The organism is Streptomyces sp. NPDC001668, assembly GCF_042893155.1.
Lineage (GTDB): Bacteria > Actinomycetota > Actinomycetes > Streptomycetales > Streptomycetaceae > Streptomyces.
Genome location: NZ_JBIAUQ010000003.1, coordinates 684,935 through 696,997 on the forward strand (window position 1 = coordinate 684,935; position 12,063 = coordinate 696,997).

General features: G+C 70.0%; 9 protein-coding genes. 6 read left to right on the forward strand and 3 right to left on the reverse strand.

Annotation, left to right across the window (positions count from 1 at the left end; all coding sequences use genetic code 11):
• Window positions 1–129: 129 nt before the first annotated feature.
• Complete coding sequence (locus ACFYZ8_RS12810) at window positions 130–501, reverse strand: WhiB family transcriptional regulator (protein WP_359030136.1); 372 nt, start codon at window positions 499–501, stop codon at window positions 130–132.
• 174 nt (window positions 502–675) lie between these two features.
• Window positions 676–1,407, reverse strand: a complete 732-nt coding sequence (locus ACFYZ8_RS12815; protein WP_388534882.1) for a DUF1707 domain-containing protein — start codon at window positions 1,405–1,407, stop codon at window positions 676–678.
• 167 nt (window positions 1,408–1,574) lie between these two features.
• On the opposite strand from ACFYZ8_RS12815, the gene ACFYZ8_RS12820 reads away from it, so the two are divergent.
• The 4 genes from ACFYZ8_RS12820 (at window position 1,575) to ACFYZ8_RS12835 (ending at window position 8,208) form a co-directional block, all read left to right on the forward strand.
• Window positions 1,575–3,242, forward strand: a complete 1,668-nt coding sequence (locus tag ACFYZ8_RS12820) for a fumarate hydratase (RefSeq protein WP_359030134.1) — start codon at window positions 1,575–1,577, stop codon at window positions 3,240–3,242.
• 372 nt (window positions 3,243–3,614) lie between these two features.
• Window positions 3,615–5,006 carry a class II fumarate hydratase gene (locus tag ACFYZ8_RS12825; RefSeq protein WP_359030133.1) on the forward strand — a complete coding sequence of 464 codons (1,392 nt, stop codon included), beginning with the start codon at window positions 3,615–3,617 and terminating at the stop codon, window positions 5,004–5,006.
• A 72-nt stretch (window positions 5,007–5,078) separates the two neighbouring features.
• Window positions 5,079–5,771: a DUF402 domain-containing protein gene (locus ACFYZ8_RS12830; RefSeq protein WP_359030132.1), complete on the forward strand. Its 693-nt coding sequence runs from the start codon at window positions 5,079–5,081 to the stop codon at window positions 5,769–5,771.
• A gap of 295 nt (window positions 5,772–6,066) precedes the next feature.
• Window positions 6,067–8,208: a SpoIIE family protein phosphatase gene (locus ACFYZ8_RS12835; RefSeq protein WP_388534886.1), complete on the forward strand. Its 2,142-nt coding sequence runs from the start codon at window positions 6,067–6,069 to the stop codon at window positions 8,206–8,208.
• A gap of 64 nt (window positions 8,209–8,272) precedes the next feature.
• Here ACFYZ8_RS12835 and ACFYZ8_RS12840 read toward each other — a convergent pair whose 3' ends face one another.
• Window positions 8,273–10,618 (reverse strand): transglycosylase domain-containing protein, encoded by a 2,346-nt coding sequence (locus ACFYZ8_RS12840; protein ID WP_388534889.1) that lies wholly within the window; start codon window positions 10,616–10,618, stop codon window positions 8,273–8,275.
• Between the two features lie 237 nt (window positions 10,619–10,855).
• Between ACFYZ8_RS12840 and ACFYZ8_RS12845 the strand changes: the two genes are divergently transcribed.
• Together ACFYZ8_RS12845 and ACFYZ8_RS12850 are read left to right on the forward strand one after the other, a co-directional pair.
• Window positions 10,856–11,773 carry an SPFH domain-containing protein gene (locus ACFYZ8_RS12845; RefSeq protein WP_388534892.1) on the forward strand — a complete coding sequence of 306 codons (918 nt, stop codon included), beginning with the start codon at window positions 10,856–10,858 and terminating at the stop codon, window positions 11,771–11,773.
• A complete protein-coding gene (locus ACFYZ8_RS12850) occupies window positions 11,770–12,015 on the forward strand; it encodes a hypothetical protein (RefSeq protein ID WP_359030128.1) in 246 nt (81 codons plus the stop codon). Before ACFYZ8_RS12845 ends, ACFYZ8_RS12850 begins: the two co-directional genes overlap by 4 nt.
• The last annotated feature ends 48 nt before the right edge of the window (window positions 12,016–12,063 follow it).

The window sequence follows — 12,063 nt, forward strand, 5'->3', positions numbered from 1 at the left end:
AGCGTTGGCGGGTGCGGCTGCGTGGGGGTTTCTCGCGCAGTTCCCCGCGCCCCTGAGGGAGTCCGCTCACCCCCAGCTCAAGAAGGCGCCCCCGGTGCGGTGGGGGCGCCTTCTCTTTTTGTACGGGACTCAGCCCGCCTGGGCTATGCGTGCCGCCCGCGCCGCCTTCTTCAGCTCCATGTCGCGGCGCCTGCGCCGGGCCAGGACCACCCGGCGCTCCGCCGCGGTCAGGCCGCCCCAGACGCCATAGGGCTCTGGTTGCAGCAGGGCGTGCTCGCGGCACTCGACCATGACCGGACAGCGGGCGCAGACGCGCTTCGCGGCCTCCTCGCGGGAGAGCCTGGCGGCGGTGGGTTCCTTGGACGGGGCGAAGAACAGGCCGGCCTCGTCGCGCCGGCACACCGCCTCGGTGTGCCATGGAGCGTCTTGGTCCCTGTCCCGCACTGGCACCCGCTGGGCCGGAACGGCAGCTACCTGCAGGGACGAATGCGGTTGCAGCACGGTCTACTCCTGACGACGGCTTCGCGAGCGAGAGACGATGCAGCAAGCCCTACCCGCTGTGCGCGCGCCTATGCACTGAGTCCCCAACCGCTGGATTCCGGGGGGTCGCGCGCGCCCGCGGGAGCCCAGCCGGGGCGGACACCCGCCCCTCATACCTGCCCGGATTCACAACCGTCAACGATCCAGGTGTTTGCGCAAACTCCTGTCGACCTTGCGGTCGACCGCGCGCTGCACCCGGTCGAGGATGTCCGCGACGAGTTTGCCGCGCCGGGGCCTGGCATCGACGCTGCCGAGGACCGCCCAGCCGTCGACGTACACCACGGGCGCGTCCGGCTCGGCCGCGTCGAGCGTGTCCACCTGGAAGTCGCCGAGGACACCGACGCCCGTGCCGCGCAGCGAGATGTTCTCGGGGACCCGCACCTCGACACTGCCGAACAAGGAGAACGCCTTGATCACGACCTGGCGGTACTCGAAGATCGCCTCACTGAGGTCGATCTCGACGCTGCCGAAGACCGCGTACGCGTGGATGCGGCGGCCCGCTCGCCAGCGGCCCTTGCGGACGGCGGCGCTGAAGACCGCCACCACGTTGTCGTCCGGGTCGTGGGGTATCGCGTCGGTCGGGCGGTTGGGGGCCGGGGTCCAGGCAGGGGCGGCACGGCGCTCGTGGGCCGCCGGCAGGTCCCGTATGAAGACCTCCAGCTCGGCCACCGTCTTGGCGCTCAGCACCCCCTCGACCCGCTCGGCGTGCTCGTCCGCGGTGAGGCGGCCCTCGGCGAGGGCCTCGCGCAGGATGTCGGCGATACGGTCGCGGTCGGCGTCCGAGGCACGCAGGTCGGCCACCGCGGGGGCGGGGCCCGCGTGCTTCTGAAGGTCGGGCTTCTGAAGGTCGGGCTTGTGAAGGTCCACGGCAGCAGCGTACCGAAACGCGATAGATCGCGACTAGACCTGTGGACAACTCTCGGTGAACCGACTGAGCCTTACCTCACAAGCCGCCGTCCTTGGACAGGTTCTAGGCTGTTGGGGCCCGCCGACGGAGGCGGGTGGTCGACCCGCAGAGTGAGGAATGGGCTGAGATGCCTGAGTTCGCGTACACCGATCTGCTCCCCATGGGAGAGGACACCACCCCCTACCGGCTGGTGACCTCCGAGGGTGTCTCCACCTTCGAGGCCGACGGGCGGACCTTCCTCAAGGTGGAGCCGGAGGCGCTGCGCAAGCTCGCCGAGGAGGCCATCCACGACATCCAGCACTACCTGCGGCCGGCGCACCTCGCCCAGCTGCGGCGGATCATCGACGACCCGGAGGCCTCCAGCAACGACAAGTTCGTGGCGCTGGACCTGCTGAAGAACGCGAACATCGCGGCGGCGGGCGTCCTCCCGATGTGCCAGGACACCGGCACGGCGATCGTCATGGGCAAGCGCGGCCAGAACGTGCTCACACGGGGCGGCGACGAGGAGGCCCTGTCCAAGGGCATCTACGACGCGTACCTGAACCTCAACCTGCGGTACTCGCAGATGGCCCCGCTGACCATGTGGGACGAGAAGAACACCGGCTCCAACCTCCCGGCGCAGATCGAGCTGTACGCCACCGACGGGGGCGCGTACAAGTTCCTGTTCATGGCGAAGGGCGGCGGCTCGGCCAACAAGTCGTTCCTGTACCAGGAGACGAAGGCCGTCCTCAACGAGGCCTCCATGATGAAGTTCCTGGAGGAGAAGATCCGTTCGCTCGGTACGGCCGCCTGTCCGCCGTACCACCTGGCGATCGTCGTCGGCGGCACGAGCGCCGAGTACGCGCTGAAGACCGCGAAGTACGCCTCCGCGCACTACCTGGACGAGATCCCGGCCGAGGGCTCGGAACTCGGGCACGGGTTCCGGGACAAGGAGCTGGAGGAGAAGGTCTTCGAGCTGACGCAGAAGATCGGGATCGGCGCGCAGTTCGGCGGCAAGTACTTCTGCCACGACGTGCGGGTCGTACGGCTGCCCCGGCACGGCGCGTCCTGCCCGGTCGCCATCGCCGTGTCATGCTCGGCCGACCGCCAGGCCGTCGCGAAGATCACCGCGGAGGGTGTGTTCCTGGAGCAGCTGGAGACGGATCCGGCGCGGTTCCTGCCGGAGACGACGGACGAGCACCTCGAGTCCGACGGTGACGTCGTGAAGATCGACCTCAACCAGCCGATGGACGACATCCTCGCGGAGCTCACCAAGTACCCCGTGAAGACGCGGCTTTCGCTCACCGGGCCGCTGGTCGTGGCGCGTGACATCGCGCACGCCAAGATCAAGGAGCGGCTCGACGCGGGCGAGGAGATGCCGCAGTACCTGAAGGACCACCCGGTGTACTACGCGGGTCCGGCGAAGACGCCCGAGGGCTACGCGTCCGGTTCCTTCGGCCCGACGACGGCCGGCCGTATGGACTCCTACGTCGAGCAGTTCCAGGCGGCGGGCGGCTCCAAGGTGATGCTGGCCAAGGGCAACCGCAGCAAGCAGGTCACCGACGCGTGCGGTACGCATGGCGGCTTCTACCTCGGCTCCATCGGCGGTCCGGCCGCCCGGCTCGCCCAGGACTGCATCAAGAAGGTCGAGGTCGTCGAGTACGAGGAGCTGGGCATGGAGGCGGTCTGGAAGATCGAGGTCGAGGACTTCCCGGCGTTCATCGTGGTCGACGACAAGGGCAACGACTTCTTCCAGGACCCCGCTCCGGCGCCGACGTTCACTTCGATCCCGGTTCGCGGGCCAGGGCTGGCGTAGCGCCTGTGGTGCGGCGGGGGATGGTTTTCGCCCCCGCCGCCCCTCCCCGTCCCGTCGCGTCCCGTCCCCAGGGGCTCCGCCCCGCCAGGGACTACTCCGCCCCCCGCGTCTCAGCCGAGGTTCACCGGGGTTGGCGTAGCGACGGTGCGGCGGGGACGGACCTCCGCCCCCGCCGCGCGGTTGGCCATGAGCACCAGGGTGACCCGAACAGCGCGGCCGATCGGGCGGCGACGGAAGCGTCGACGTCCGTCTTCACACGGTCCGCCCTTCCTTTTCACCCGTCCTCGACACGGCCTCGGTGAAACCTGGGCCATATCCCACGTGTGGCCCAGCGGCCGGAACATCCCCGGCCTCCCGATCGCTGTACAGAACATGAGCGACTACCGAATCGAACACGACTCCATGGGCGAGGTCCGAGTCCCGGCGGACGCCAAGTGGCGGGCTCAGACGCAGCGTGCCGTCGAGAACTTCCCCATCTCCGGCCAGCACATCGAGCGCGCCCACATCGAGGCGCTCGCCCGGATCAAGGGCGCCGCCGCGAAGGTGAACGCGCGGTTGAACGTGCTCGACAAGGACATCGCCGAGGCGATCCAGGAGGCCGCCGACGAGGTGGCCCGCGGTGACTGGGACGCGCACTTCCCCATCGACGTCTTCCAGACCGGTTCCGGCACCTCGTCCAACATGAACACCAACGAGGTCATCGCCACCCTGGCGAGCGAGCGGCTGGGCGAGGGGCGCGGCGTGCACCCCAACGACCACGTCAACGCCTCCCAGTCGTCCAACGACGTCTTCCCCTCCTCGATCCACATCGCCGCCACCGCCGCCGTCACCCGGGACCTCATCCCCGCCCTCGACCACCTCGCCACGGCCCTCACCCGCAAGTCGGAGGAGTTCGCCGACGTCGTGAAGTCCGGGCGGACCCACCTCATGGACGCCACCCCGGTGACGCTGGGTCAGGAGTTCGGCGGGTACGCGGCGCAGGTGCGGTACGGCATCGAGCGGCTGGAGGCCTCGCTGCCCCGGCTGGCCGAACTGCCGCTGGGCGGCACCGCCGTCGGCACCGGCATCAACACCCCGCCCGGCTTCGCCGCCGCCGTCATCGAGGAGATCGCCCGCGCCACCGGGCTGCCGCTCACCGAGGCCCGGGACCACTTCGAGGCGCAGGGCGCGCGGGACGGGATCGTCGAGACCAGCGGGCAGCTCAGGACCATCGCGGTCGGCCTGACGAAGATCGCCAACGACCTGCGGTGGATGTCCTCCGGGCCCAGGACCGGCCTGGCCGAGATCTCGCTGCCCGACCTCCAGCCCGGCTCGTCGATCATGCCCGGCAAGGTCAACCCGGTGATCCCGGAGGCCGTGCTCATGGTCGCCGCCCAGGTGATCGGCAACGACGCCACCGTCACCACCGCCGGAGCGGCCGGCAACTTCGAGCTCAACGTCATGCTTCCGGTCATCGCGAAGAACGTCCTGGAGTCGATCCGGCTGCTCGCCAACGTCTCCCGGCTGCTCGCCGACCGCACCGTCGACGGCATCGTCGCCCACCGCGAACGCGCCCGGGAGTACGCCGAGTCCTCGGCCTCCGTGGTCACCCCGCTCAACAAGTACATCGGGTACGAGGAGGCCGCGAAGGTCGCCAAGAAGGCCCTCGCGGAGCAGAAGACGATCCGCGAGGCGGTGCTGGAGGGCGGATACGTGGACCGCGGCGACCTGACGGCCGAACAGCTCGACGAGGCGCTGGATGTCCTGCGGATGACGCGGCCGTAACCTTTCCCCACGCGGGCGTGAACCGTGACGCGCACCGCAGCGTCGTATGCCTATGGCACCTAATATCTGTGCATGGCAGACGGTGGAGCGGTGAGAGCGGTGGAAGCAGGTACGTCGGCGCGCTTCTGGGAGCCCGGGAGTCAGATCCTGTGGCGCTACCGGGAGAACGCGGGCGCGCGCTTCCACATCGCCCGCCCGGTCACCGTCGTACGCGACGACGAGGACCTGCTCGCCGTGTGGCTGGCACCGGGCACCGAGTGTGTGAAGCCGGTGCTGGCCGACGGCACACCGGTGCACGCCGAGCCGCTGGAGTCCCGTTACACCAAGCCGCGTTCGGTCCAGCGGGACCGCTGGTTCGGCACCGGGGTGCTGAAGCTGGCCCGGCCGGGGCTGCCGTGGTCGGTGTGGCTGTTCTGGGAGCCGGGCTGGCGGTTCAAGAACTGGTACGTGAACCTCGAGGAGCCGCTGGCGCGTTGGGCCGGGGGCGTGGACTCCGAGGATCACTTCCTGGACATCACCGTGGATCCGGACCGCGCCTGGCAGTGGCGGGACGAGGACGAGTTCGCACAGGCACAGCGGGACGGGCTGATGGGACCTGACCTGGCCGAACGGGTCAGGGCGGCGGGACGGTCCGCGGTGGAGGTGATCCGCGCCTGGGGCCCGCCGTTCTCGGACGGCTGGCCCGACTGGCGGCCCGATCCGTCCTGGAGTGTCCCGCTCCTTCCGGAAGACTGGGACCGTACGCCCGCGCACTTGTCCTCATGAGACCCTTGATGCGCCCCCGGGCTGCAAACGTAGGATCGTCCTCCGCAAGAGTGCGCAGCGGCAACTACCGGAGCGGGCACTGGGCTTGACCGATCGTCACCGAGGGGCGGCAGGACGTGAGCGTGGGGTACGAGGGCAACACCGGCGCGGGCCGCGCGAGGTTGACCGAAAACGCAGGAACAGCCCCTGACCACGCGGGAATTCCGTTCCTGGGACACGTATTCCGGGTATCGGGATTTCGGCGGGACCAACTGCGCGTACGGCGTGCAGCCCCGGACGGACGGATTCGACACGCGTGACGGAGCACCCGACCTCCTTCGAACGCCCCCAGCAGGGCGTCGACCCCACGGACCCCCGCGGGGCGCTCCTGCGTTCCCCGGCACCGCCGCCCGCCCAGGGCGTCGAGGCGCCGGCCGCTTTACCCGTCCAGGCCGTCCAGGCACGCTCCGCTGACCCCGCGCCGGAGGCGGCACCCGTCGCCCGAGGCACCAACAGCACGACCGGCAGGACCGGGAAGACCGGCGACAACAAGGACATGGGCATGAACCCGGCCGGTACCGGCCCCGAGCACTCCCAGCCGGCCGCCGCGGAGCCGGACACCCACCGCCCGCGGCCCGTCCCCGAGGGGATCCCGGTCCAGCCGGGCGGCGAGGACGAGCGGCCGCCCCAGAGCGGCGACGAGCGCCGTACCGGCAAGGGGCTGCCCCCGGGCCGGCCCACGCCCATGCGGCGCGACGGAGACCGCCTGCGCTTCGTGGGCGCGGCCACCCGCCGGATCGCCCGCGGCATCGACCTGGACGAGATCGTGATGGGGCTGTGCCGGGCGACCGTGCCGACCTTCTCGGACGCGATCCTCGTCTATCTGCGCGACCCGCTGCCCGTCGGCGACGAGCGGCCCACCGGCCCCCTCGTGCTGCGGCTGCGGCGCAGCGACCGCATCCCGCAGCAGGAGCGGGACCTGGAGGACGGCATCCTGCCGGTGCCGGTGCCGGAGAACCCGACCGAGCTGGACGCGCTCGGCACCGAGCTGTGCGAGGTGCAGCCCGGCAGCGCACTCGCGGAGGTGCTGCGCGGGGTGCGCCCGGTCTTCACGGACACGCCGGCGGCCCATGCCGCGCTGCCGGAACTGCTCGGCGAGGGTGCCGAATTCGCCGTACCGACGGGCCGGCGCGCGATCCTCGCCCCGCTGCGCGGCCGGCGCCGGGTCATCGGCGCCGCGCTGTTCCTGCGCCGCCCCGACCGCATCCCCTTCGACCCGGACGACCTCCTCGTCGCCGCCCAGCTCGCCACGCACAGCGCGCTGGGCATCGACAAGGCGGTCCTCTACGGCCGTGAGGCGTACATCGCCGACGAGCTCCAGCGCACCATGCTGCCCGAGACGCTCCCCCGGCCGACCGGCGTGCGGCTGGCCTCGCGCTATCTGCCGGCCGCCGAGACGGCCCGGGTGGGCGGCGACTGGTACGACGCGATCCCGCTGCCCGGCAGCCGGGTGGCGCTGGTCGTGGGTGACGTCATGGGCCACTCCATGACCTCCGCGGCGATCATGGGCCAGCTGCGCACGACCGCGCAGACCCTCGCCGGGCTCGACCTGCCCCCGCAGGAGGTGCTGCACCACCTGGACGAGCAGGCCCAGCGGCTCGGCACGGACCGTATGGCGACCTGCCTGTACGCCGTCTACGACCCGGTCTCGCACCGCATCACCATCGCCAACGCCGGCCATCCGCCGCCGGTGCTGCTGCATCTGGGCGGCCGGGCCGAGGTGCTGCGGGTGCCGCCGGGCGCGCCGATCGGTGTCGGGGGCGTGGACTTCGAGGCCGTGGAGCTGGACGCGCCGGCCGGGGCGACGCTGCTGCTGTACACCGACGGGCTCGTGGAGTCGCGGCTGCGGGACGTGTGGACCGGGATAGAGCAGCTGCGGGAGAAGCTCGCCGCCACCGCGCAGCTGACCGGGCCGGATCATCCGCCGCCGCTGGAGGCGCTGTGCGACGAGGTGCTCGACATGCTCGGTCCTGGTGACCGGGACGACGACATCGCGCTGCTCGCGGCCCGCTTCGACGGGATCGCGCCCAGTGATGTGGCGTACTGGTTCCTGGAGCCGGAGGACGCGGCACCGGGCCGGGCCCGGCGGCTCGCGCGGCGGGCCTTGTCCCGCTGGGGCATGGAGGATCTGACCGACTCCGTCGAGCTGCTGGTGAGCGAGGTCGTGACGAACGCCGTGCGGTACGCGACGCGGCCGGTGACGCTCCGGTTGCTGCGGACCGATGTGCTGCGCTGCGAGGTCGGGGACGACGTGCCGCAGTTGCCGCGTCTGCGGCAGGCCCGGGCCACCGACGAGGGCGGGCGTGGGCTCTACCTGGTGAACCGGCTCGCCCGGCGGTGGGGGGCCACTCGGCTGAGCACCGGCAAGGTGGTGTGGTTCGAGCTCAACAGGGGTTAGTCGACGCCCCGCACAGCCGACGAGAGAGGGCGCCCGGTCATCACCGGGCGCCCTCTCTCTTTCGCTACTGGTCGGCGTTCGGGTCGAACGGATTCAGCGGTGAGGTCGATGTCTCGACCGGGGTGCTCTGCTCACCGGTCGGCGCGCTCTGCGACGGCGTCTGCGACGGGGTTTGCGACGGCGTCTGCGAGGGCGTCTCGGACGGGGTCTCCGAAGGCGTCTCCGAAGGCGTCTCCGAGGGAGTTTCCGACGGGGTCACCGAGGGCTTCGGGGTCCACGTCGGCTGCACCGCGGCGCCCTGGTCGGTGTCCAGGTCGAACTTGGTGTTCTTGCCCGCGACGCCGAAGGTGTACTCCGCCCAGATCTCCGCCGGGAAGCCACCGCCGTTGACGCGGTCGAGGCCGGCCGTGTTGTACAGCTTGCTCTGCCCGTGGGTCTTGTAGTCCTCACCGAACAGACCGACCGAGGTGACCAGGTCCGGGGTGTAGCCGGTGAACCAGGCCGACTTGTTGTCGTCGGAGGTACCCGTCTTGCCGGCGACCTTCCGGCCGTCACGGGCCGGGTTCTGCTGGACGGCCTTCTTGGCCGTACCGTCGTCGACCACACCGGTCAGCACCGAGGTCACCGTGTCGGCGGCCTCCCGGCTGATGACCTGCTCGCCGATCGGGTCGGGCATCTGGAACTCGGTGCCGCCCTGCTCCGCCGACTTGATGATGGTCGGCGTGACCTGCTTGCCGTGGTTGTCGAGGGTGGCGTACACACCGGCCATCTGGATCGGGCTCGCGCCCATCGTGCCCAGGGTGTAGGCGGGCAGCGGCCTCAGCTTGCCGGTGTCCATGCCGAGCTTGGTGGCCGTCGCCAGCACCTTGTCCATGCCGACGTCCACGCCCATCTGCGCGAAGACGGAGTTGATGGACTTGTCCATCGCCGTCTGCACGGTGACCTTGCCGTAGTTCGCGTCGTCCTCGTTCTCGGGACCGAAGCCGACCTTGTTGCCGTTGCTGTCCACGACCTGACGCTTGCTGGTGCCGTCGTAGATCGTGTTGGCGCCGATCGCCTTGCCGTCCTGTGTCTCGGAGGCGTTCTCCAGGGCGGCGGCGAGGATGACCGGCTTGAAGGTCGAGGCGGGCTGGTAGTCGGTCCGGTTGGCGTTGTTGAAGTAGTGCTTGGTGTAGTCCGTGCCGCCGTACAGGGCGACGATCTTCCCCGTCTTGGGGTCGACGGAGGCGGCACCGGCCTGGACGTTTCTGTCGACCGGCCGCTTCTTCGGGTCGAGCTGGCTGATCAGCTGGGTCTTGACCGCCTTCTCCAGCTGGGCCTGCTTCTTCTTGTCGATGTTCAGGGTGATGGTCCATCCGGAGTTCTCGACCCGGGCCTCGGCCTCGTCCTGGGTGATGTTCTCCTTGGCCATCAGCTGCTTCTCGAGCTGCTGCTTGGCGAGCTTGATGAAGTAGCCCTTCTGGCCCTCCATCCCCGGCGCGGCCTTGGGCTCCTTGGGGAACGGGAACGTCATCTTGTCCCGCTTGGCCTTGTCCAGCCAGCCCTGCTTGACCATGTTGTCCAGGACGTAGTTCCAGCGGGCCGTCACCAGTTTCCTGCCGGTGTCGCTGGCGACCGCCCAGTCGTACTGGCTCGGGGCCTGGAGCAGCGCGGCGAGATAGGCGCCCTGCTCGACGCTGAGCTTGCTGGCGTCGACCCGGTAGTAGTCCTGGGCGGCGGCCTGGATGCCGTAGGCGCCGCGGCCGTAGTAGCTGGTGTTGATGTAGCCGGCGAGGATGTCGTCCTTGGGCGTCTCGCGGTCCACCTTCAGCGAGATGACCAGTTCCTTCAGCTTGCGCGTGACGGTCTGGTCCTGGTCGAGGTAGTAGTTCTTGACGTACTGCTGGGTGATCGTGGAGCCACCCTGTTTGCCCTTGCCGGAGAGGGTGTTGAAGAGTCCGCGGGCGATGCCCTTGAAGTCGACTCCCGCGTCCGTGTAGAAGGTCTTGTTCTCCGCCGCCACGAAGGTGCGCTGCACCGGCTTGGGCACTTCGGAGAGGTCGACGATCTCGCGGTTGGTGTCGCCCTCGCGGGCCATGACCGAGCCGTCGCTGTACTGGTAGATGTTGCTCTGTTCCTGGGCTTTCGCGTTGCCCTTCGGCACGTCGATCATCATGTACATCACGACGAAGGCGCCGATGCCGAGCAGGCAGAAGCCGAAGAACGCGCCGAGGATCTTCTTCCAGGTGAAGAGCCGGCGTATGCCGCTCTTACCGTTCTTCGCGCCCTTCTTACCCCGCGCGGCGGCCTTGCGCGCCGCGGCCCGGCCGCCGGTCGCGAGGCCCTCGCTCGGCGTCCCGGACGAGCGCGTGGGCGGCGCCGCGCGGCGGCCACCGCGCTGACGTGCTCTTCTCTCTTCCGCTCGTCCCATGGGTCGACTCGCTCCGCTTCCTCATCGGCGGCCACACAGGTTCGTGGCACAGGTCAGCTCAGAAAGCTAACACCGGTCTATATGACACCGGGCCTTCGATCCGGCCTCAGGAGGGCGTGAGAATCAGCACCCGCCTCCTCGGAACCAGACCTCCGAGAGAGCTTCAAGGTTGCCGAGGACGGGTATTGTGCTATCACTTAGCTAGATCTGAGATGTCAGTCAGAACGGGGGACCTCCATGTCCGCACAAGACTCCGAACCCATCGCCGACGCACCCGACATGCCCGCCCCGCGGGTGCGGGAGTTCGCCGCGCGCAGCATCGGCGGGGCGCTCGCGCTGCTGCTGGGCCTGATCGGGCTGCTGCTCGCCGTCTACCTGCTCCTCCTCAGCGGGGAGAGCCCCAGCTTCGCCATCGCCGGCGCTCTCGTGCTGGTCGCCGCGTTCATCTCGCTGCGCGGCCTGAACACGGTCGCCCCCGGCGAGGCCCGCGTGGTCCAGCTCTTCGGGCGCTACAAGGGCACGATCCGCCAGGACGGCCTGCGCTGGGTGAACCCCTTCACCTCCCGCACGAAGGTCTCCACCCGGGTCCGCAACCACGAGACCGCCGTCCTCAAGGTCAACGACGCCTACGGCAACCCGATCGAGCTGGCCGCGGTCGTGGTGTGGAAGGTCGAGGACACCGCGCAGGCCACCTTCGAGGTCGACAACTTCGTGAAGTTCGTCGCCACCCAGACCGAGACGGCCGTACGGCACATCGCCATCGAGTACCCCTACGACGCCCACGAGGAGGACGGCCTCTCGCTGCGCGGCAACGCCGACGAGATCACCCAGAAGCTCGCGACCGAACTGCACGCGCGCGTGGAGTCGGCCGGGGTGCAGATCATCGAGTCCCGCTTCACGCACCTCGCCTACGCGCCCGAGATCGCCTCGGCGATGCTCCAGCGGCAGCAGGCCGGCGCGGTCGTCGCGGCCCGGCGCCAGATCGTGGAGGGGGCGGTCGGCATGGTCGAGGAGGCGCTCGCCCGGATCACCGAGCGGGACATCGTCGAGCTGGACGAGGAGCGCAAGGCGGCGATGGTGTCCAACCTGATGGTGGTGCTGTGCGGCGACCGCGCCCCGCAGCCGGTCCTCAACACCGGGACGCTCTACCAGTGACGGCACCTTCCGACGGGGGCTCCCCCGAGCGGCGGCCTCAGCAGCGCAAGCAGGTGCTGCTGAGGCTGGACCCGCTGGTGTACGAGGCGCTGGCGCGGTGGGCCGGGGACGAGCTGCGGTCGGCGAACGCGCAGATCGAGTTCCTGTTGCGCAGGGCCCTGAAGGAGGCCGGCCGGCTGCCGGGGGAAGCCGGCCCGCTGCCGCGCCGCGGGCGCCCACCGAAGGACGCCCCGGGCGCGTAGCAGAACCGTGACAATCGGCCCCCACCTGCGGCTCCACACGCCCCGGAC

Bases quoted from the DNA above. Each gene is read 5' to 3' on its own strand.
- ACFYZ8_RS12830 (WP_359030132.1), top strand. From the start codon at position 5,079: ATGGCAGACGGTGGAGCGGTGAGAGCGGTGGAAGCAGGTACGTCGGCG.
- ACFYZ8_RS12825 (WP_359030133.1), top strand. From the start codon at position 3,615: ATGAGCGACTACCGAATCGAACACGACTCCATGGGCGAGGTCCGAGTC.
- ACFYZ8_RS12845 (WP_388534892.1), top strand. From the start codon at position 10,856: ATGTCCGCACAAGACTCCGAACCCATCGCCGACGCACCCGACATGCCC.
- ACFYZ8_RS12820 (WP_359030134.1), top strand. From the start codon at position 1,575: ATGCCTGAGTTCGCGTACACCGATCTGCTCCCCATGGGAGAGGACACC.
- ACFYZ8_RS12840 (WP_388534889.1), bottom strand. From the start codon at position 10,618: ATGGGACGAGCGGAAGAGAGAAGAGCACGTCAGCGCGGTGGCCGCCGC.